The sequence below is a fragment of the Rhodococcus sp. BL-253-APC-6A1W genome (assembly GCF_012843405.1).
GTDB lineage: Bacteria > Actinomycetota > Actinomycetes > Mycobacteriales > Mycobacteriaceae > Rhodococcus.
Map to the genome: position 1 here is coordinate 390,055 of NZ_JABAFB010000003.1, position 20,465 is coordinate 410,519.

20 protein-coding genes are annotated in these 20,465 nt (G+C 68.7%); 2 read left to right on the forward strand and 18 right to left on the reverse strand.

Translation table 11 applies throughout. From position 1 onward, the window contains the following. Positions 1-591 (forward strand): type II toxin-antitoxin system PemK/MazF family toxin, encoded by a 591-nt coding sequence (locus HF877_RS06495; protein WP_169620337.1) that lies wholly within the window; start codon positions 1-3, stop codon positions 589-591. Between the two features lie 86 nt (positions 592-677). Here the strand turns inward: HF877_RS06495 and HF877_RS06500 are convergent, their stop codons facing one another. The 4 genes from HF877_RS06500 to HF877_RS06515 all read right to left on the reverse strand — a co-directional run bounded on the left by HF877_RS06500 (position 678) and on the right by HF877_RS06515 (position 5,020). Beyond that, the gene (locus HF877_RS06500) at positions 678-1,565 is read right to left on the reverse strand and encodes an aquaporin (RefSeq protein WP_169620338.1); all 888 of its coding nucleotides are present in this window, start codon (positions 1,563-1,565) and stop codon (positions 678-680) included. Between the two features lie 100 nt (positions 1,566-1,665). After that, entirely contained in the window at positions 1,666-2,496 is an 831-nt protein-coding gene (locus HF877_RS06505; protein ID WP_169620400.1) for a transglutaminase family protein, read from the reverse strand. Positions 2,497-2,504: 8 nt separating this feature from the next. Continuing rightward, complete coding sequence (locus tag HF877_RS06510) at positions 2,505-3,479, reverse strand: alpha-E domain-containing protein (RefSeq protein ID WP_169620339.1); 975 nt, start codon at positions 3,477-3,479, stop codon at positions 2,505-2,507. Then, positions 3,479-5,020, reverse strand: a complete 1,542-nt coding sequence (locus HF877_RS06515; RefSeq protein WP_240952103.1) for a circularly permuted type 2 ATP-grasp protein — start codon at positions 5,018-5,020, stop codon at positions 3,479-3,481. The genes HF877_RS06510 and HF877_RS06515 overlap by 1 nt, the downstream gene beginning before the upstream one ends. Before the next feature lie 304 nt (positions 5,021-5,324). On the opposite strand from HF877_RS06515, the gene rpsT reads away from it, so the two are divergent. Further along, positions 5,325-5,585 carry a 30S ribosomal protein S20 gene (gene rpsT / locus HF877_RS06520; protein WP_072699291.1) on the forward strand — a complete coding sequence of 87 codons (261 nt, stop codon included), beginning with the start codon at positions 5,325-5,327 and terminating at the stop codon, positions 5,583-5,585. Between the two features lie 129 nt (positions 5,586-5,714). Here rpsT and holA read toward each other — a convergent pair whose 3' ends face one another. The 14 genes from holA to HF877_RS06590 form a co-directional block, all read right to left on the reverse strand. Further along, positions 5,715-6,686, reverse strand: a complete 972-nt coding sequence (gene holA, locus HF877_RS06525) for a DNA polymerase III subunit delta (RefSeq protein WP_169620341.1) — start codon at positions 6,684-6,686, stop codon at positions 5,715-5,717. Next, positions 6,683-9,031: a ComEC/Rec2 family competence protein gene (locus HF877_RS06530; RefSeq protein WP_169620342.1), complete on the reverse strand. Its 2,349-nt coding sequence runs from the start codon at positions 9,029-9,031 to the stop codon at positions 6,683-6,685. Before HF877_RS06530 ends, holA begins: the two co-directional genes overlap by 4 nt. Continuing rightward, the gene (locus HF877_RS06535) at positions 9,028-9,861 is read right to left on the reverse strand and encodes a ComEA family DNA-binding protein (protein WP_169620343.1); all 834 of its coding nucleotides are present in this window, start codon (positions 9,859-9,861) and stop codon (positions 9,028-9,030) included. The genes HF877_RS06530 and HF877_RS06535 overlap by 4 nt, the downstream gene beginning before the upstream one ends. 115 nt (positions 9,862-9,976) lie before the next feature. Then, positions 9,977-10,792: a DegV family protein gene (locus HF877_RS06540; protein ID WP_169620344.1), complete on the reverse strand. Its 816-nt coding sequence runs from the start codon at positions 10,790-10,792 to the stop codon at positions 9,977-9,979. A gap of 5 nt (positions 10,793-10,797) precedes the next feature. Continuing rightward, a complete protein-coding gene (octT, locus tag HF877_RS06545) occupies positions 10,798-11,589 on the reverse strand; it encodes a diglucosylglycerate octanoyltransferase (protein ID WP_169620345.1) in 792 nt (263 codons plus the stop codon). After that, the gene (locus HF877_RS06550) at positions 11,576-12,226 is read right to left on the reverse strand and encodes a histidine phosphatase family protein (RefSeq protein WP_169620346.1); all 651 of its coding nucleotides are present in this window, start codon (positions 12,224-12,226) and stop codon (positions 11,576-11,578) included. Before HF877_RS06550 ends, octT begins: the two co-directional genes overlap by 14 nt. Further along, positions 12,223-12,678, reverse strand: coding sequence for a ribosome silencing factor (gene rsfS / locus HF877_RS06555; RefSeq protein ID WP_169620347.1), 456 nt, complete (start codon positions 12,676-12,678; stop codon positions 12,223-12,225). The genes HF877_RS06550 and rsfS overlap by 4 nt, the downstream gene beginning before the upstream one ends. Next, entirely contained in the window at positions 12,675-13,334 is a 660-nt protein-coding gene (nadD, locus tag HF877_RS06560) for a nicotinate-nucleotide adenylyltransferase (protein ID WP_169620401.1), read from the reverse strand. The genes rsfS and nadD overlap by 4 nt, the downstream gene beginning before the upstream one ends. A 70-nt stretch (positions 13,335-13,404) precedes the next feature. After that, positions 13,405-14,850, reverse strand: coding sequence for a VWA domain-containing protein (locus tag HF877_RS06565; RefSeq protein WP_169620348.1), 1,446 nt, complete (start codon positions 14,848-14,850; stop codon positions 13,405-13,407). Position 14,851: 1 nt separating this feature from the next. After that, the gene (locus HF877_RS06570; protein WP_169620349.1) at positions 14,852-15,748 is read right to left on the reverse strand and encodes a MoxR family ATPase; all 897 of its coding nucleotides are present in this window, start codon (positions 15,746-15,748) and stop codon (positions 14,852-14,854) included. Between the two features lie 29 nt (positions 15,749-15,777). Further along, a complete protein-coding gene (locus HF877_RS06575) occupies positions 15,778-17,058 on the reverse strand; it encodes a glutamate-5-semialdehyde dehydrogenase (RefSeq protein ID WP_169620350.1) in 1,281 nt (426 codons plus the stop codon). A 55-nt stretch (positions 17,059-17,113) separates the two neighbouring features. Next, entirely contained in the window at positions 17,114-18,220 is a 1,107-nt protein-coding gene (locus HF877_RS06580; protein ID WP_169620351.1) for a D-alanine--D-alanine ligase family protein, read from the reverse strand. 82 nt (positions 18,221-18,302) lie between these two features. Next, positions 18,303-19,427, reverse strand: coding sequence for a cystathionine gamma-lyase (locus tag HF877_RS06585; RefSeq protein ID WP_169620352.1), 1,125 nt, complete (start codon positions 19,425-19,427; stop codon positions 18,303-18,305). A gap of 4 nt (positions 19,428-19,431) precedes the next feature. Continuing rightward, a complete protein-coding gene (locus HF877_RS06590) occupies positions 19,432-20,430 on the reverse strand; it encodes an NAD(P)H-dependent glycerol-3-phosphate dehydrogenase (RefSeq protein ID WP_169620353.1) in 999 nt (332 codons plus the stop codon). Positions 20,431-20,465 lie beyond the last annotated feature (35 nt).

The window sequence follows — 20,465 nt, forward strand, 5'->3', positions numbered from 1 at the left end:
GTGGCTGGCACATGGAAGAAACTAGGCATGCAACTGGGCCGCCTCGCGGCCCAGCAGGGCCCGAAACTGTACAAGCAACTGCAGCAATCCGGAGCGCTGGACAAGGCTCGGACCGCTATCGGTAACGCGGCCGCCGGAACGGCCGCGGGCGGCACGGCAGCGGCTACCCGCGGTCCGGTACCGGGACGGCCGGTGGCGTCGCACAGCGCTCCCACGGCGCAGCGCGCCCGGCGAGTCGCGTACTCCCCGGATCTGGACGGCCGTGCCGATCCCGGTGAGATCGTCTGGACCTGGGTTGCCTACGAGGAGGACGCGAGCCAGGGCAAGGACCGGCCGGTCCTCGTCGTGGGCCGCGACGGCCACACGCTGCTGGGCCTGATGCTGTCGTCGAACAGCGACCGCGACGGACATCCGGACTGGGTCGGTATCGGTAAGGGACGCTGGGACCCGGAGGGCCGGCCGAGCTGGATCCGGCTCGATCGCGTGATCGACGTGCCCGAGGACGGCATCCGCCGGGAGGGCGCGATCCTCGAGCGGTCGCGGTTCGAGCAGGTCGCGAGCCGGCTCCGGTCCGACTACAGCTGGCAGTAACCGACCACAACCGGCGATACCGGCACGAGACGACGCCCGGCGGGCCCCGAACCCCGCCGGGCGTCGTCTCGTCAGGCGTCGTCTTGTCAGGAGGGACGCAGTCCCTGCCGTCGGCCGAACAGGAACGCGTAGACGAGTGCGCCGAGCGCACCGCCGATCAGCGGGAAGACGATGAACAACCAGAGTTGCCCCAGCGCGCCGTTCTGATAAAACGCGACGGCAAGGCTGCGGGCGGGATTCACCGACGTGTTGTCGATCGGGATCGAGATCAGGTGGATCACCGCGAGCGTGAAGCCGATGGCAATTCCGGCGATCGGCACGTCGGCGATTCGGTCGGTGCTCGAGAGCACCACGAACACGAGTAACGCGGTCAGGAGTATCTCGACGGCCATCGCGGCCCCGATCCCGTACCCGTTTTCGAGGACACCGCCGAGCGGCCCCCGGATCGCGGACGGACTGTGGGCGCCCCAGCCGTTCGCACCGAGACCGTCCGCCGCACGGTTGTACGACGGGAGCGACGAGGCGATCGCGTAGATCGTCACACCCGCCACCAGACCACCGATGATCTGGGCAATCCAGTAGCCCACCGCGCGTACGGCAGTGACCTGGCCGACGATGAGATGGCCGAGTGTCACCGCCGGGTTCACGTGACAGCCCGAAATCGGGCCGATGGTGTAGACGAGGAACAGCAGCGTCAGGCCGAAGGCCAGCGCGACGCCGAGTTGCCCCACGTAATCACCCGCGAAGACAGCAGTTCCGACCGCCGAGAACACCAGCACGAACGTGCCGATGGCCTCGGCCGCGCACCGTCGGAGATCGGAATAGTCCGTGGGGTCCGCGACTTCCTGCGCCGTTTCGTGTTCGGCTCTGCCGACCGGGCGATCCGGTTCACGGACCCCATAATCCGGTTCTCCGGCAGTTCTCTGCGCGGGATCGGGTAACGGTTCACGGGCAGGGTCGCGTTCGGGTTCCATGAGTTCCCCTCGGAGGTCGTGGTCCCGCACATCCGCCGGACCTACCTACACCGGACACCATCGAATCGTCTTGCCGCAGCGTCGTTCGCTCGTGAGCACACTACGCAAGTCGCGTCACCTCCACAACGACTTCCTGCGCCGCGGCGCTTCCGCCCATGTAAATACCTTTGAGTGGCGGGACGTCTCCGTAATCGCGGCCGATTCCCACCGATACGTGTTGCTCGCCCACGAATCTCGCGTTGGTCGGGTCGTATCCCCACCATCCTCCGGTCCAGGCCTGAATCCACGCGTGGGATTGACCTTCGACGGTCTTGCCGATCTCCGCGTCCGCAACCGGATGGAGATACCCGGAGACGTACTGTGCGGGAATCCCCATGGCCCGCAACAGCAAAAGGGTCAAATGGGCATAATCCTGACAAACACCCTGCCGTTCCTCGTACGCCTGGATTGCGGAGGTGTGCACGCCGGTCGTTCCCGGGACGTAATCCATCTGTTCGTGCACCCATTGCGCCGCCGCGACCACCGCGTCGACAGGATCGAGCCCCTTTGCGAGGTCACGCGCCGTTTTGGCGAGCGACTTGTCCGCGGGAACGTAGCGGCTCGGCAACAGCAATTCGTCGTATCGGTCCCTGGTGTCGGGTTCGCGGATCACGTCCCACCCCGCGGGTTCCTCCAGCGGATCGAGCGAATCCGTTTCCACAACAGACAAACCGGTCACTTCGAGCGAAGTGTGCGGCGCATGGAGATCGAACGCAGTCACGCCGCTTCCCCAGTAGTCCGTGTACCGATAGGACCGCGTCGCGGGAGTCGTCTCGACGCGGCTGAGAATCACCGTCTGACGGTTGTCGGACCGCGGCGTCAGACGCGCCTCGTTGTACGACGCCGTGACCGGCCCCGCGTACTCGTAGCCGGTCTTGTGGACCACGCGCATACGCCAGCTCACAGTTCTCCCTCCAGAAGCATGTCGTCTTCACCGTCGTTGCGAGCGGAACTCCACGCCACCCAGGGCGCCGCATGGAAGTACTGGAGTGCGATCGCCTCACCGACCTGCCGACACATCTCCTGCAGCGCGACAAGCCGTTCGGCGAGTTCCTCGAGAAGTACCCCGGGGCGGATGAACTCGAGTTCGCTGCGGGCACGTCCGAGCAACCGCTGCGCTTCGTTGCGCGCACCGAACCGGTAGTCGGTCTGGTCGTCGAGTTCGGTGAGGCACTGCTCGGCCTGCCGGATGGCAGAAAACACCGAACGCGGAAAAAGCCTGTCCAGCATCATGAATTCGACGATGCGCCCCGCGTCGAGTGCACCGCGATAGGTGCGCAGGTAGGTGTCGTAACCGCCCGCCGACCGCAATACCGTCGCCCATGTCGGCGACGTGGGACGGTCGCCGGCACGGGACAGCAGCAGTCGCACGATCATGTCCACGCGTTCGATGGAGCGGCCGAGCAACAGGAACCGATACCCGTCGTCACGGCACAGCGTGCTGTCGGCCAGGCCCGCGAACATCGCGCCGCGGTCTTCGACGTATCGGAAGAACTCGTGGGGCCCCAGTCGTTTCGCCGCCCGTTCCCGCTCGGCGAGGGCGTTGTAGGTGGTGTTGAGGCACTCCCACATCTCGGTGGAGGTGACTTCGCGCGCGCCGCGCGCATTCTCACGCGCGTGCGAGATGGTGTCGAGGATCGATCCCGCGCCGTCCCGCCCGAACGCGACGATATCGATGACGGTCTGCACGTCGAGTTCACCGTCGGGCGCGCTGAACCCGAGCACCCGCAACAGCTGACGGCACGTGCGGTCGGGGTCCACCGTCGAATCTTCGAGCAGTTGGTGGACCGCGACATCCATGATGCGCGCCGTGTCGTCGGCTCGCTCGACGTAACGTCCGATCCAGAACAGCGACTCCGCATTTCGTGCGAGCATCAGCAGTCCCCCTCATTGTGTTGCTGTTGCTGTTGCTGTTGCTGTTGCTGTTGTTGCTGCTGCTCGGTGGTCAATTCCGGCCCCCGGTCGGGTTGTTTGACCTCGGCCCGCTCCTCGACGAACCCCTCCCCGCCCAGTTCGCTCTCGGTATCGGAACTCCGGCTCGCGAGAACCCAGGTGTCCTTGCTTCCACCGCCTTGGCTGGAGTTGACCACCAGCGACCCCTCGGGCAGCGCGACACGCGTCAATCCGCCCGGAAGAATCCAGATGTCCTCACCATCGTTGACCGCGAACGGACGCAGGTCGGCGTGGCGGGGAGCCAATGTGTCGCCGGCCCTGGTCGGGACGGTGGACAACTGCACGACCGGCTGAGCGATCCAGGCGCGGGGGTTCGCCCGGATCTTGCGGGCCATGGTCTTCAGTTCGGTGGCCGAGGCGTCGGGCCCGAACACGATGCCGTATCCACCCGAGCCTTCCACCGGCTTGATGACGAGTTCGTCGATCCGGTCGAGAACCTCTTCCCGTTCTTCGTCGAGCCAGCAACGCAGGGTGTCGACGTTGGGCAGGAGGGGCTTTTCACCGAGGTAGTAGTCGATGATGTCCGGTACGTACGTGTAGACGAGTTTGTCGTCTCCGACGCCGTTGCCGACCGCGCTCGAGATGACCACGTTGCCGGCTCGTGCCGCATTGAGCAGGCCGGCGACACCGAGCACCGAATCGGGGCGGAACTGGAGCGGATCGAGGAAATCGTCGTCGATGCGGCGGTAGATGACATCGACCTGCTGCTCACCTTCCGTGGTGCGCATGTAGACGATGTTGTCCCGGCAGAACAGGTCACGCCCCTCGACGAGTTCGACGCCCATCTGCCGCGCCAGAAGCGAGTGCTCGAAGTACGCCGCGTTCGCCAGACCCGGAGTGAGAACGACCACCGTGGGGTCGGCAGCGTTCGGCGCAGCCGCCGCTCGGAGCGCTCGCAACAGGTGCAGTGCGTAGTCACCGACGGGACGCACCTTGTGCTGGACGAACAGGTCGGGAGCGACGCGAGCCATGACGCGCCGGTTCTCCATGACGTACGACACACCGGACGGTGAGCGGAGGTTGTCCTCGAGTACCCGGAAGGTGCCTTTCTCGTCGCGGATCAGGTCGATTCCGGCAACGTGGATGCGCACTCCGTTCGGCGGGACGATGCCCGCGGCCTGCCGGTGGAAGTGGTCACACGAGGTGACGAGCCGCTTCGGAATGACGCGGTCCCGCAGGATGCTCTGCTCGCCGTAGATGTCGGCGAGGAACAACTCGAGCGCCCGCACCCGCTGCCGGATGCCTTTCTCGAGCCGGTTCCACTCGGCGGCGGCGATCAGGCGCGGCACCATGTCCAGCGGAAAGGGCCGCTCCTGGCCCGACAGCGAGAAGGTCACACCCTGGTCGGTGAACGCCCGGCCGACCGCGTCGGTGCGCGCGGCGAGATCCTCGGGTCCCTTCGACTCGAGGATCTGATGCAGGCGGCGATACGGCGCCCGGACCTTGCCGTCCGCGTCGAACATCTCGTCGTACGCCAGGCGATCGGGATTTCTCGCGTAACCGTCGAAAACGTCGGGGTTTTTCCTGCGGTGCCTGGCCGGGGACGCGCCCGGCGCAGTAGGGGTACGGCGACTCATGCCGGAATCGTTCTATATGGGAAGGGGTTGTGCACAATCCGACATCGAACTGTCTCGCCGGGGAAACACAGCGGACATCACGCTCGCGCCGGTTTGGGCTTTGCCTGCCTTCTTGGTATCGTTGCCTGTCGGTGCCTAGTGCATCCAGAGCTTTCCAACCAGCTACCAGCAACACGACAGGATTCTACGCGTGGCCAACATCAAGTCCCAGGTGAAGCGAATTCGCACCAACGAGCGCAACCGGCTCCGGAACCAGTCGGTGAAGTCGGCGCTCCGTACCGCGATCCGCTCCTTCCGCGAGGCCGCGGCCGCTGGCGACAAGGACAAGGCCACCGAGCTTCTCGTCGCCACCAGCCGCAAGCTCGACAAGGCAGCCAGCGCGGGTGTCATCCACCCCAACCAGGCTGCAAACAAGAAGTCTGCACTGGCCAAGCTCGCCAACTCGCTCTGAACGTAGTTCCGAGGTAGTAGACGCGAGCTCTGCTTCCGAAGGCCGCTCCCCACACCGGGGAGCGGCCTTCGTTGTCTTCCGAGGATCCCGCACCGGTGGCGGCCCGGCCGGAACCGGGCTCGCCCGGTATCAGCCGGCGAGCTGGGCCACGGTACGTACGGCGTACTCGAGTGCGTAGTCGGGGTCGGCGGCCGCACCCTTGACGTCGGCGTTGAGCGCGGCCACCACGCCGAGCGCCGTGCCGATCGAGGCGGGCGCCCAGGCTCGGGCCTGTGCCTGCGCCTTCTTGACCTTCCACGGGGGCATTCCGAGACCGGACGCGAGGGCGAACGGGTCGCCGCGACCGGCCGAACCGACCCGCGCGATGGTATGCACCGCGTCGGCGAGCGCGTCGGCGAGCAGGACATGCGCAACCCCACGGTGCATCGCCCACCGCAGCGCCTCGAGAGCACCGGCCGTATCGCCCGTGACAGCCTTCTCGGCGACATCGAAACCCGTGATCTCCGCCTTGCCGGAGTAGTAGCGCCGCACCGCCGCGGCGTCGATCTTGCCGCCCGTGTCCGCCACCAGCTGACTGCACGCTGCGGCCAATTCCCGCAGATCGGATCCGACGGATTCGATGACCAACTGCTCGACGTCGGACGCGACCCGTACGTCGACCGCCTGGAACTCCTTGTGGACGAAGGCGCGTACCCACGCCGCGCGGTCTCCGGCCTTCGCGGGCGCCGCACAGTCGTGCTCCACCGCACCGCACGAACGCAGACCACCGACCATCGCCTTGGCGCGTCCCCCGCCGTTGTGAACGACGACGAGTGTGACGCCGTCGGGCACGGCGCCCGCGGCGTCGAGGATCAGCGCTGCGGCATCCTTGCCGGCCTCGCCCGCGGACTCGAGGATCACGACCCGGTCCTCGGCGAACAGCGACGGGCTCAGCAACTCGGCAAGTTCGGGAGGTGACGCGTCGCCGGCACGCAACCGCGTCACCGGAAGATCGGTGCCGGCCCCGCTCCGGGCACGCACGGCGGCGACGATCTTCGCAATTGCACGATCGATCAGGAGTTCCTCGTCGCCGAGGAGCAGATGCAAAGGAGAATCGCTCACGGCTCGATGGTGTCACGGCGGTCCGACACCACGGCCAAGGCCCCCGACCCCGCGCGCACCACCGCGACATCGCCGTGCCGGTCGGTGCTGAGCACCCGGGTACCGAGCCTGCGCAGCACGTCGGCCGTCTGTGGATGCGGATGGCCGAACGTGTTGTCGCGGCCGGCGCTGATCACCGCGACACGGGGACGCACCGCCGTGAAGAACCGGGCCGGAGTGGTACGCGAGCCGTGGTGCGGCACCTTGAGCACGTCGGCCCGCACGTCGACACCGGCGCGCACCAGCGCGTCGAGGGCCGCCTCCTCCGCGTCGCCCGGCAGCAGAATCCGCCCGACCGGGGTGTCGGCGACCAGCACGAGCGAGAGGTCGTTCTCCGATGCGTAACCCGGTCCCGCGGGAGCGACGACCCGGATTGTCGTCGCACCCGAGACGAGGACCTCGCCGGGATCGGCCTCCCGCATCGGGACTGCGTGCTGTGCGAGGAGATGACCCAGCTCGGCGCCCCCGTCACGGGCTGCGGCGCCCGGACCCACCACCACCGCGCCCACGTCGCGTCCCCGGAGGACACCGGTCACACCCCCGGTGTGGTCCGCGTGCAGGTGCGACACGACGAGCATCGACACCGTGCGGATCCGGAGTTTGCGCAGACAGCGGTCCACGGGTCCGGGCTCGGTCCCCGCGTCGACGACCACCGCCCCTCCCCCGTCCGTCGCGACGATCAGCGCATCGCCCTGGCCCACATCGCAGGCAACGAACACCCACCCCGCGCCCGGCCACGCGGGTTCGAGCAACCGGACCGGTATCCACACCGCCGCCACGGACAGCAGCGCCACTCCGGTGGCGAGCCGGACCCGCCGGTTCCGCGCCGCCGTCCAGGCCAGAACTGCGACGGCACCGGCGGTCACGGCTCCTGCCATCCCGTCCGGAACGGCTACCTCGGCGGACGGCACCGCGGAGGATCGATCTGCGACACCGAGCATCCACCACAGCAACGGCGCAGCGCCGCGCGCGAGCAACTCCCCGGCCGCAGGATGAACCGTCGCGGCCACGGCGACTCCCGATCCGAGCACCGTCAGTGGCGCCACGACCGGAGTGACCAGGATGTTCGCCGCGACGGCGACGAGACTGACGGTGCCGGTCGCGGCGGCGACGATCGGAGCGGTGACCGCGAACGCGGTCGTCGACACCGCCGTGACCTCGGCCATCGCCCGCGGCCACCCGTGTGCACACAGCCGCTCGACCGCGACGGGCGCGAGCACGACGAGGCCCCCGGTCGCCGAGACCGACAGCGCGAAACCGATATCGACGGCGAGATCGGGCACCACCAGGAGCAACACACCCACCGCCGCACACAAGGCGGGAAGTGCTCGGCGTTCGCGGCCCGAGACGAGCGCGAGCAATGCGATCGCGCCCATCGCTGCCGCCCGCACCACGCTGGGCGACGGCCGGACCACGATCACGAACGCGACGAGAGCCACCGCCGCCAAGGCCGTCCCGGTGCGTGGACCGAGTCCCGCCGCACGCACGAGAAGCAGAACCGCACCGAGCACGATGCTCACATTGGCCCCGGACACAGCAGTCAGGTGGGTCAGTCCGGCAACGCGGAAGTCGGCACGCACCTCGTCCGGCAGCGCCGACGTATCGCCGACGACGAGGCCCGGCAGCAATCCGGCCTGTTCGGGCGACAGCGCGCGTCGGCACGCGTCGGCAAGTCGGTCCCGCACCCCACCGGCCCACGTGTGCCAGGCCGGTGGGGGCGCGACGGCGCGCGGGTGCCCGTCGGCGCGGAGGACGGCAACGCTCGTCCCCGCTCCCTCGAACTCCGACACCCGGACACGCGCGGTAACACGTTGTCCGGGCAGTAGATCCGACCACCCGTCCGCGGGCGCGAACACCACGACGGCGCCGCCCGTCGCCTGCGTGCCACCTGCGATCGTGGTGTGCCGCAGAACCGCCGGCAGACGAACCTGCGGCTCGCCGCCGAAGGTGGCGCGCCGCACGATCTTCGGATCGTCGGTCGGTTCGAAGGTCGCGCTCACCCATCGCCCGTCCGCCGCCGCCTGCGCCACCGGGTGTGTTTCGGCGAACCACATCCGCACCCCTGCAGCCGCACCGAAACCCACGACGACGGCGCAGACCGCGAGCACGACCGGCACCACCGCGTGCGTACGCCACCTGCCCGGGCCCCGGAGACGAACACCCACAACAAGAACGACAACGGAAATCGCACCCGTCACCAGCACAACGCTCGCCGACGAACCGAGATGCAATCCGGTCGCGGTCGCCACCCACGCGGCCGCGGCGCACGGCACGAGCCGTGCGTCCAGACGCGGAGTGTCGGTCATACGGTGACCAGTTCGCGCAACCGCGCGAGCCGGGCGGGGCCGATCCCGTCGACCTCTCCGAGTTGCTCGACGTCGGCGAACGGTCCGTTCGCCTGCCTGAACGCGACAATCGACGCGGCCGTCACCGGACCCACGCCCGGAAGCGAATCCAGCGTCGCCTCGTCCGCTGCGTTGAGGTCGATCTTCCCCTGCCCCGGCACCCCTCCGGCGTCGCCGTCCGGGCCGTCCCCACCCTGAGGGGCCGCACCCGACACGCCGCTACCGTGCGGGATCGGCTGCGGCGGAGACAGACCCACGACGATCTGGTCTCCGTCTGCTATGCGCCGCGCGAGGTTGAGACCTACGAGGTCGGCTCCCGGTGCGACACCGCCAGCGGCGTCGAGCGCGTCGGCGACCCGCGCGCCGGGCGCGGTCGTCACGAGCCCGGGCCGGTGGACAAGACCCACCACACTCACGACAAGGTCGGCCGGTAGGTTCTCGGGCTCCGGCACGGGCGGCGGGACAGGCGCGGTCGCGACCACACTGTCCACCGAAGGCAACGGCGGCACCGGCTCCGGGACGGGCCGGTCGCGCCACACGACCCCGAGGGCGATGACCACCGCGAGCACAGCGACGCCGGCGAGAGCAACGCTTCCGCGGTGCCCGGTTGCCCACCTCGCGGCAGCGATCCGCTCGGTCAGCCGCGACGGATACGGCTCCGGTTCGTCGTATTCTCCGGCCGTGCCGGCGACCTCGTCCGCCTCGCGCATCTCGGCGCCGACGCGACCCGCCGTTCGCGCGATCGCGCCCAGCCTGTTTCTCGCCAGGTCGCCGCCGTCAGTGCTCGCCATGGCGCGACGGTAACGCCGCGGCGGACCCGGAAAATCCGGCCGGCAGCAGGATGATCAGGGCTGGGGATGAACCGGGCACCTGGGGACGAACCCCCGTGCGCTCGGACCCGCGGGGTCAGGCGTGCGCGACGACGACGCCCACCGCACCCGGCCCCACGTGCGCGCCGAGGACCGCGTCGAGTTCGGTGACCGTGACCTCCGCCTCCGGAAGCCGCTCGGACAGTTGCTCGACGAGCTGACCGGCTCGCTCGGGTGCGTCACGGTGGTGCACCGCGACGAGTGCGCCCGGCCCGGCCTCCGCGACGACACCGTCCACGAGTTTGGCCATCGCTTTGGTCATGGTGCGGGTCTTCTCCCGCAGAACCAATTTTCCTTCGACGAGGTGCAGCACCGGTTTCATCGCGAGGGCGGTGCCCAGCAGCGCGGTCGCGGTGCCGATACGGCCCCCGCGGCGCAGATGATCGAGACGGTCGACGACGAGAAGGGTCCTGGCGGACGCGGCGACCTTCTCGGCCCGGTAGAACACCTGGTCGAGGTCCTCGCCTGCCCGCGCAGCCTTCGCCGCGTCGAGCGCCGCGAAACCCAAACCCATTGCCGTGTTGCGGGAATCGACGAGCCGAATCCGCTCGCCCAGCTCGTCGGCGGCGGAGCGCGCGGCGTCCCAGGTTCCGGACAGCAATCGTGAGAGATGGACTGCCACCACACCGTCGCCGTCGCTGTCGGCGAGCGCCGACGTGTATGCCTCGGTCAGTTCCGCGGGCGAGGGGCCCGAGGTGGTCACCGTCGCAAGGTCGTCGGGGAGTGCGTCGACGCCTTCACGAAGATCCTGTCCGTCCGCGATGACGTGCAACGGCACCACGCGGATGTCGTACCGATCCACCAGTTCCGGATCGAGACAACACGACGAATCGGTCACCACCACGACAGCCACGACGACTACCGTAAGCCGTCCGCGGCGGGTTGCGCATCCCGGTGCGCCATCCGGACAGCGTCCACGACAGCGGCGGCGACGCGGCGATGCGCTTCCCAGCCCCAGTGGATCCCGTCCGGATTCGCGTCGCCGGAATGGATGTCGTCGTGGACCGCCTCACCGAGATCGACGAGCGGAACGGCATTCCGCGATGCCCAACCGGTGATCGCGTGCACCGCGGGACGCCGGCCGCGGTGGACCGAGCGGTACTGCTCGCTGCGGTGCACCGACGGAAGTGTGCCGATGACCGGCAGGTCCGGGCGCACGTACGCCAGAGACTCCCGGATCATCTCGAGGTATTCGACGCTGATGCGCGGCGGCAGGGCGACAGGCCATCCCAGCGGGGAGAGCCGGGGCTGAAGCCACCCGTACGCGGTGCGGGCGACGCGGCGCAACGCCGGCGGACGCACGTACCGCAGTCCTTCCCGCAGGGCGGTGGGCAGCGGCGACGGGAGTGTGTCCATTCCTCCCACGCCGAGCACCACGGCGCCCGCACGCGGAATGGTCGCCCAGACGCGGGGGTCCTGCGTCAGCGCCCACCACGCGTCGCGGGAGGTCCACCCGATACGCGCCACGAGTTCCACATCCCAGCCCAGTTCGGCGGCGACGAGATTCGGCCAGATGCGCGGATCGTCGGCCGGTAGTCCGCCCTTGGGGCCGTAATAGCTCAGGGAGTCGGCGAGCACCAGCAGCGTCGGCCGCCGAGTCGCGGCACCTGCGTCGGTGTCCTCACCGGACACCGGCTCAGAGGACGTCATCGGGTGCCACCACAGCCGACGCGTTCCACACGTCGAGTCGCCAGGACGGCGTGTCACCGTAACCGCTCAACTGCACCCAGCCGGTGTTGCCGAGCCCTCCGAGCACCGGCCAGCGGTCCACGGGCAGGTCCAGCAGCGCTGCGGTGAGCGCCGCGATCAGCCCTCCGTGCGCCACCAGGACGATCGGCTCGTGACCCCACTGCTCGTGCTTGTCGAGCAGTTCCTCCACCAGGGGGACGCTGCGACGGGCGACATCCACGCGGCTTTCGCCCTCCGGCGGCGCCCAGGTCGCGTCGGCCCGCCAGGCACTGCGTGCGCCCGGACCGATCGCGTCGACGTCACTGTGGGTGAGGCCTTGCCACTGCCCGAGGTGGGTCTCACGCAGCCGCGCGTCGATCTCGACGGGAAGGCCCGCGCGGTCGGCGACGGCGACTGCGGTGTCGTACGCACGCCGCAGGTCCGACGAGACGACCGCGAACGGGTTCAGCGCAGCCATCGCGTCGGCGACGGCGGCGGCCTGTTTCCGGCCGAGGTCGGACAGTTCCGTGTCGAGTTGGCCTTGCATTCTCCGGGTCGCGTTGTACCCGGTCTGTCCGTGGCGCAGCAGAATCAGCCGGCGCACCCGCGGCTCGCTCACGCGTTGCCCGTGGGATCGACGTCGTCGGTCGCGGTACCGGTCTCACCGGGCGCCGTCTCGTCCGAGCCGGCCTCGACTGCCGAACGCGGGGTTCCGACGCCCTCGACGGGCACCGTCGGGCAGTCCTTCCACAGGCGCTCGAGCGCGTAGAAGTTGCGTTCCTCCTCGTGCTGGACATGCACCACCACGTCGACGTAGTCGAGAAGCGTCCAGCGGCCTTCGCGGGTTCCCTCGCGGCGGACCGGCTTGTGACCGGCTTCGCGGAGCTTGTCCTCGATGTTGTCCACGATCGCGTTGACCTGGCGTTCGTTCGGCGCGGACGCGATGACGAAGCAGTCGGTGATCACCAACTGCTCCGACACGTCGAGCACCACGACATCGGTTGCCAGTTTCTCGTCGGCCGCCAGGGCCGCGACACGGGCCATCTCGATTGCTTCTGTCGATGCGCTCACTGCGTGCTCTTTCTCTCGGTACTGCTGTCGATGTAATGGTCGTCGGTGCCGGTGCTCGCGTCGGCGGTCGTGCTCTCGCTGTAGAGGCGGCGTTTACTGATGTACTGCACCACTCCGTCCGGCACGAGGTACCAGACCGGCCGGTTCGCCCGGACCCGCTCCCGGCATTCGGTCGACGAGATCGCCAGGGCAGGGATCTCAATAAGGCTCACGGCCTCGTCCGGTAGGTCGACGAGGTGCGGCGCCAGATGTTCGGTGTGCAGGTCGTACCCGGGTCGCGAGACCCCGACGAAGCGGGCGAGACCGAACAGAGTCTGCCAATTCTGCCACGACAGGATCGACCCGAGCGCGTCCGCACCGGTGATGAAGTACAGCTCCGCACCCGGATACCTGTCGCGGAGGTCGCGCAGCGTGTCGACGGTGTACGTGGGCGTCCCCCGGTCGATGTCCACCCGGCTCACGGTGAATCGCGGGTTCGATGCCGTCGCGACCACCGTCATCAGGTACCGGTCCTCCGCGGGGCTGACGTCCCGTTTCGATTTCTGCCACGGCTGCCCGGTGGGGACGAAGATCACCTCGTCGAGACCGAAGCGTGCCGCGACCTCGCTGGCGGCAACGAGGTGGCCGTGGTGGATCGGGTCGAAGGTGCCGCCCATCACGCCCAGACGTCGCTGAGGCACTACGGGCCGCTCCGATGGCTGATGCACGATGGTTCAGCTTACGGGGTCACACCGGGAGCAGGCCCGCCACCACCGCGGCCAGCTGTTGCGCCGACCGGCACTCGTGCATCGTGATGACCTCCGCGTACGCGCGGGCCGCCGAATCTCCGGAGCCCCATTGGCCGCGCGGCTCGGGATTGAGCCAGTGAGCGTGCCGCGCGACACCGACGAGATGTTCGAGCACATCCAGGTTGGGATTGCGGTAGTTCGTCCGTGCGTCGCCGAGGATGAGCAGCGAACTCCGCCCGGTGAGGCTGTGGGCATGCCGCTCGGCGAAGGTCGCCAGCGCGTTGCCGTAGTCGGAGTGTCCGTCGTAAGTGATCAGGTCTGCCTCGCGCAGCATCCTCGACATCGCGTCACCGAGGTCGGCGCCCGACGAAAAGTAATGGGTCACTTCGTCGGTCGTGTCGATGAAGGCGAACACCCGCACCCGGGAGAACTGTTCGCGCAGCGCGTGCACGAGGAGCAGCGTGAAGTGCGAGAAACCGGACACCGAACCGGAGACGTCGCACAGCACGACCAGTTCCGGCCGGGCCGGTCGTGGCTTGCGGTTGATCAGGTCGATCGGCACGCCGCCGGTGGACATGGACTTTCGCAGTGTGCGGCGCAGGTCGATCGCGCCGGCACGAGACCGGCGACGACGGGCCGCGAGGCGGCTGGCGAGCAGACGCGCGAGGGGCATCACGCTGCGGCGGAGCGCGACCATGTCGGCATCGGAGGCACGGAGGAAGTCGACTTCCTCTGCCAACTTGGGCACACCGTACTTCTCGACGCGTTCGCGGCCGAGGTGTTCCGCGGTGCGCCGCCGCGTCTCCCGTTCGACCATTGCCCGGAAGTCCGCGATTCTCCGCGCCGCGGTCCGCCGGGCGACCTCGGTTTCGTAGTCGCCGTCCGCGCGTGCATCCGGTGCGCTGTTTCCGAGCAGGCCTTCGAGGATCCTGGTGAGCAGCGTCTCCGGAGCCACCTCGCGCAGAGCCTGATACGCCGAGAAGGAGGGTCCGTTGGACGACTTGTACTGCCCGAGTTCCTCCACCATCTGCGCGGTGAGCGCCTCGACGGCGGCCTGCGCTTCGGCGGAGTCGTCGGCGAGCAGTTCGGCGAGCAGTTCGCGGAGCGCGTCGAGGTCGATATCGCCGTCGGGAGTACGCGGAAGGTCGGCGTCGGGTGCGTCGGCGGTGCGGTGCCCGATGGCCGGTGGGAACCATAGGTCGAAGAGCGCGTCGAAGGTCGGCCGGTGAGTGGTGCGGCGCAGCACCGTGCAGGCGAGTCCTTCGCGCAGGGCTTCGCGGTCGAGCAGGTCGATCACGGTCATGACCCGGCCCGCGTCGACCGTTTCCGACGGGCCGACGGCGATGCCTCGGCGGCGCAGCGACTCGACGAATCCCACGAGGTGCCCGGGCAGACCGTGTGGTGCGATCGGCGTCCCCGCACCGGTCTGAAACGCGCCGGCCATGTCAGTTCAGCCGAAGCTCGGCTGCGGCGCGCAGTTGGTCGGATTGGTGCTTGAGCACGACCCCGAGGGTGGTGCGCACGGCCGCGTCGTCGAGTGTGTCGAGCCCGAGTGCGAGCAACGTCCGGCCCCAGTCGATGGTTTCGGCCACCGACGGCACCTTCTTGAGTTGCATGCCGCGCAGCACCCGCACCGTGCGCACGAGTTGCTCGGCGATCGCGTCCGGAAGTTCCGGTACGCGGCTCGCGAGGATCCGGCGTTCGAGGTCGGCGTCGGGGAAATCCAAATGCAGGAACAGACAGCGCCGCTTGAGTGCTTCGGACAGTTCGCGGGTGGCGTTGGAGGTCAGCACGGCGAAGGGCTTACGCGTCGCGACGATCGTGCCGAGTTCGGGGACGGTGACGGCGAAGTCGCTCAGCACCTCGAGCAGCAGACCCTCGATCTCCACGTCCGCCTTGTCGACCTCGTCGATGAGCAGCACCGTCGGATCCTCGCGGCGGATGGCCGTCAGCAGCGGGCGGGAGAGGAGGAACTCTTCCGAGAACACGTCTGCCTTGGTCTCGTCCCACGATTCGCCGGCCGCGGCGTTCGCGCCGGCGGACTGGATCCGCAGAATCTGCTTCGCGTGGTTCCACTCGTAGAGCGCGCGGGATTCGTCGACACCCTCGTAGCACTGCAAGCGAACCAGTTCCGCGCCGGACGTCTGGGCGACGGCCCGCGCGAGTTCGGTCTTGCCGACACCGGCGGGCCCCTCGATGAGCAGCGGCTTGTCGAGCCTGTCGGCGAGGAACACCGCGGTGGCCGTGGCCTTGTCCGCGAGGTAACCGGTCTCCGCCAGGCGATCGATCACTTCCTGGACATCCGCGAAGATCGGCGGGGTGATGGGCAGCGCACGATCCACGCTGAGTCCTTTCGTCGGGCCGGCCGGGTTCAGGCCGGGCGGGTGTGGCCGGCGCCCCACACCACCCATTTGGTGGAGGTCAGCTCCGGCAGGCCCATGGGACCCCGGGCGTGCAGTTTCTGCGTGGAGATTCCGATCTCGGCTCCGAACCCGAACTGCTCACCGTCCGTGAAGGCCGTCGACGCGTTGACCATAACGGCTGCTGCATCGACACGGGCGGTGAACTCCCGGGCCGCCGCGAGATCGGACGTGACGATGGCTTCGGTGTGACCGGTTCCGTACCGATCGATGTGCTCCACGGCCGCATTCAGGTCGTCGACCACCGCGAGCGCAACGTCGAGCGTGAGGTATTCCTGCGCCCAGTCCTCTTCGGTGGCCGGGATCAGACCGGGCAGGTCGCCGTGCACGGTCACGCCGTGCGACTGCAGTGCCTCCAGCAACTGCGGGACGGTGGTGTCGGCGACGGCCTTGTCGACCAGGATCGTCTCCGCCGTGTTGCACACGCTGGGCCGGCGGGTCTTCGCGTTCACCACGATCCTCTCGGCCATCTCGAGGTCGGCGGCGGCGTGGACGTATACGTGGCAGTTACCGACACCGGTCTCGATGGTCGGCACGGTGGCATCCCTGACGACCGCGGCGATCAGACCGGCACCGCCGCGCGGGATGACCACGTCGACGAGCCCGCGGGCCTGGATGAGATGGGTGACCGACGAACGGTCGGCGCTGGGCAGCAGTTGCACCGCGTCGGCCGGCAGTCCCTGTGCTTCGAGCGCGGGGCGCAGCGCGGCGACGAGCGCGGCATTGGAACGTGCCGCCGAGGAGGAACCGCGCAACAACGCCGCGTTGCCCGACTTCAGCGCAAGACCGAACGCGTCGACGGTGACGTTGGGGCGGGCCTCGTAGACCATCCCGACGACGCCGAGCGGCACCCGCACCTGCCGCAATTCGAGTCCGTTGGGCAGCGTCGAACCGCGGACGACTTCGCCGACCGGGTCCGGCAATCCGGCGACCTGCCGCAGCCCCGACGCGATGCCGTCGACGCGTGCGGCCGTGAGCCGCAGCCGGTCGAGGAGAGACTCTTCCGTACCGGCCGCGCGGGCGGCGTCGATGTCTTCGGCGTTGGCGGCGAGCACGGCGTCGGTCGCGGCGAGCACGGCGTCGGCGGCCGCGTGGAGCGCGGCGTCCTTCTCGGCAGTGGTCAGCAACGCAAGACGGCGGGACGCGACGCGGGCGCGGCGGGCCGCGGCATGCACGGCTTCACGGGTGTCTCCGGCGTCGGTCACCACTGAGTCGGGAGTCACGGCAGTCATGCCCACAGCCTAGTCGTGGATACGGGGGCTCCGACAAGCGCGGCACCCGTCCGGGTCAGCGAAGACCGGTGCCTCGTGCGAGAGCGGTCCGTACGAGCGTGTCGACGAGTTCGCGGTACCCGATCCCGGTGGCTTCCCACATCTTCGGATACATCGAGATCGACGTGAATCCGGGCATCGTGTTGATCTCGTTGATCACCGGCCCGTTGTCCGTGACGAAGAAGTCGACCCGCGACAGGCCCTGGCAATCGAGGGCGCGGAACGCGCGGACGGCCATGTCGCGGATTTCGTCGGAGACGGCGGGGTCGAACTTCGCCGGTACGTCGAACTCGCACACGTCGTCGAGGTACTTGGTGTCGAAGTCGTAGAACGCCTCGTGGTCGCCGGAGGTGTCGGGCATGCGGATCTCCGCGACCACGCTGGCCCGCACGTCTCCGTCGGGGAACTCGAGGACGCCGCACTCGACTTCGCGTCCCACGATTGCGGATTCGACGATGACCTTCGGATCGTGCGCTCGGGCTCTGCCGACGGCAGCGTCGAACGCCGCCCAGTCGGTGACGCGGCTGACGCCGATCGACGATCCGCCGCGGGCCGGCTTGACGAAGACGGGAAGTCCCAGTTGCTGCTTCTGTTCCTCGGTGAGGGTGGCCGTACCCGGCCGCATCACGATCTGGAAGCCGACCGGCAGCCCCTCCGCGGCCAGCAGTTTCTTGGTGAACTCCTTGTCCATTCCGGCTGCGCTCGCGAGCACCCCGGGACCGACGTAGGGCACGTCGGCGAGTTCGAGCAGTCCCTGGATGGTGCCGTCCTCCCCGTAGTGGCCGTGCAGCACCGGGAAGACCACGTCGACCGACGCGAGCACCTTGCCGAATTCCCCCGCGTCGAGGGCGACGATGTCGCCGCTTCGGGTGGGGTCTGCGGTGAGGACCAGCGACGAACCGTTCGCGTCCACGACGGGCAGTTCGCGCCCCGCCTTGGCGAGCCGCGCCGGGTCGGTGTCGCCGAGCACCCAGGACCCGTCGGTCGTGATCCCGATCGGGACGACGTCGTACTGCTCGGGGTCGAGGTTGCTCAGAATACTGCCCGCCGACAGACAGGAGACGGAGTGTTCGTTGCTGCGACCGCCGAAGACGACGGCCACCCGGGTTCGGGGCGTACTCACGGCACAAACCGTACCGGTAAGCCGCGCTGTCTCCCCAGCCGCGTCCCGATCCGCCCGCACGCCCGGCCCGCCGCCCGGGATGTCACAACGAGCCGAGGGCCGCGTGCAGGTCGCTCAGAAGATCGGCGGTGTCTTCGATTCCGCACGACAACCGGATGAAGCCGTCCGGCACGGGATCGCCCCAGCGAGCCCGACGATCCGCAGTGGTGTGGATACCGCCGAAACTCGTCGCCGGGAGAACGAGTTCGGCAGCGTTCACGAACCGATGGACGTCGGGTGCGCTGGGCAGCACGAACGTGACCAAGGGCCCGAATTTCTGCATCTGCGCGGCCGCCACCGGGTGATCGGGGTCCGAGTCCAGTCCCGGGTATCGCACTCCGGTCACGGCGGGGTGCTCGCTGAGCATCCGGGCGACGGCGAGGGCGTTCGCGCACTGCCGTTCGATCCGCAGCCCCGCCGTTCCGAGACTGCGGTGGGCCAGCCACGTTTCGAACGGCCCGAGCACGGTGCCCGAGTGCAAGCGCTCGCGATCGAGCCGCGGGAGCAGCGCGGCGTCCGAGACCGCCACGTATCCGAACAGAAGATCGCTGTGCCCGCTGAGGGATTTCGTACCGCTGGCGACGACGATGTCCGCCCCGAGAGCGAGTGGGGTCTGCCCGAGCGGAGTGGCGGTGGTGTTGTCGACCAGCAGCAGCGCCCCCGCCGCGCTGCACAACTCGGCGGTGGCCCGTAGATCGACGATGTCGAGGCCGGGGTTCGACGGGGTTTCGGCGAGCACCACCGCCTTGTCTCCGGCACCGGCGAGGATGCTGCGAAGCGTTCCGTCGCCGAACTCGGCAACGGAGAGTTCACGAACCACTGCGCCGTGGCCGGCGAGGAAGTCCTGCGCATAGGCACGCACCTGGTAATAACCGTCGGCGGGCACCACGACGGTCGCACCGGGACGGCTGAACGCTCTCAGCGCGACGGTGATCGCCGACATTCCGGATCCGACGACCCGCGCGGCGACAGCGCCTTCGAGCGTCGCGAGGGCTGTTTCGAGGGCACGCCAGCCGGGGTTGGACGCGCGTGCGTAGGTGTCCACCTCCGCGCTTTCGTCTTCGCCGAGAAGATAGGGCGCGGCGAATACCGGTCCCTGCTGGAGCGGCGAACCCGGCGTGCCTTCGGCGGCAACAGCTTTCACACAACGTGTGGAATCTCCGGTCATGTGCTTATTCCGGCTTGATTCGCCGGCCGAGCAGCAGACCGATCGCGTCGTGCACCGACATCCCCTCGTGGCACACCCGGTGCACCGCGTCGGTGAGGGGCATCTCCACGTCGTAGCTCGCTGCGAGCGCCCGCACCGATGTGCAGGACTTGACGCCTTCGGCGACCTGGCCGTGGGTGGCCTCCTGCGCACTCTCGAGCGACTCTCCTCTGCCGAGGCGTTCACCGAAAGAACGGTTGCGGGACAACGGCGAACTGCATGTCGCGACGAGATCGCCGACTCCCGCGAGGCCGGCGAGGGTGGTGGGCATGGCGCCGAGCGCGACTCCGAGCCTGATGATCTCGGCGAGGCCCCGGGTGATGATGCTCGCAACGGTGTTCTCGCCGAGGCCGACCCCGGCCGCCATGCCGCACGCCAGTGCGATCACGTTCTTGCACGCGCCACCGATCTCACAGCCGATGACGTCGGAGTTGGTGTAGGGGCGGAAATAGCCTGTGGCGCACGATTTCTGGATTTCCAGCGCACGCGTCGAATCGGGGCACGCGATCACCGTTGCGGCAGGCTGCCCCTCCGCGATCTCCGGAGCCAGGTTCGGGCCGGAGAGGACGGCGATGCGGTGCGGGTCGGCTCCCGTGACCTGGCCGATGACCTGGCTCATGCGCATGAGGGTGCCGCTCTCGATCCCCTTCGCGAGGCTGAGCAGGGTGGCGCCGGACCCGATGTCGTCGCGCCACGCCCCCAGGTTGGCGCGCAGGGACTGGCTCGGCACCGCGAGCACCGCGAAGTCGACGCCGTCGAGCGCCACACGATGATCGGTCGTCGCCCTCAAAGACGCGGGGAGCGCGACGCCCGGCAGATAGGCCGGGTTTTCGTGGCGCTCACCGATGGCCTGCGCCACCTCCGCCCGGCGCGCCCAGATCGTCACGTCGGTGCCTGCTTCTGCGAGCACCTTCGCGAAGGCAGTCCCCCACGACCCTGCTCCCAGAACTGCCGCTTTGGTCACAAATCCCCCTCTGTTCCCTCATTCGTTCCGACGCG

Excerpts from the sequence above, each read along its gene's own strand:
- HF877_RS06500 (WP_169620338.1), bottom strand. The coding sequence starts at position 1,565 with ATGGAACCCGAACGCGACCCTGCCCGTGAACCGTTACCCGATCCCGCG.
- HF877_RS06505 (WP_169620400.1), bottom strand. The coding sequence starts at position 2,496 with ATGCGCGTGGTCCACAAGACCGGCTACGAGTACGCGGGGCCGGTCACG.
- HF877_RS06510 (WP_169620339.1), bottom strand. The coding sequence starts at position 3,479 with ATGCTCGCACGAAATGCGGAGTCGCTGTTCTGGATCGGACGTTACGTC.
- HF877_RS06515 (WP_240952103.1), bottom strand. The coding sequence starts at position 5,020 with ATGTTCGACGCGGACGGCAAGGTCCGGGCGCCGTATCGCCGCCTGCAT.
- HF877_RS06530 (WP_169620342.1), bottom strand. The coding sequence starts at position 9,031 with ATGACCGACACTCCGCGTCTGGACGCACGGCTCGTGCCGTGCGCCGCG.
- HF877_RS06535 (WP_169620343.1), bottom strand. The coding sequence starts at position 9,861 with ATGGCGAGCACTGACGGCGGCGACCTGGCGAGAAACAGGCTGGGCGCG.
- octT (WP_169620345.1), bottom strand. The coding sequence starts at position 11,589 with ATGACGTCCTCTGAGCCGGTGTCCGGTGAGGACACCGACGCAGGTGCC.
- nadD (WP_169620401.1), bottom strand. The coding sequence starts at position 13,334 with ATGGGCGGCACCTTCGACCCGATCCACCACGGCCACCTCGTTGCCGCC.
- HF877_RS06565 (WP_169620348.1), bottom strand. The coding sequence starts at position 14,850 with ATGGCCGGCGCGTTTCAGACCGGTGCGGGGACGCCGATCGCACCACAC.
- HF877_RS06575 (WP_169620350.1), bottom strand. The coding sequence starts at position 17,058 with ATGACTGCCGTGACTCCCGACTCAGTGGTGACCGACGCCGGAGACACC.
- HF877_RS06585 (WP_169620352.1), bottom strand. The coding sequence starts at position 19,427 with ATGACCGGAGATTCCACACGTTGTGTGAAAGCTGTTGCCGCCGAAGGC.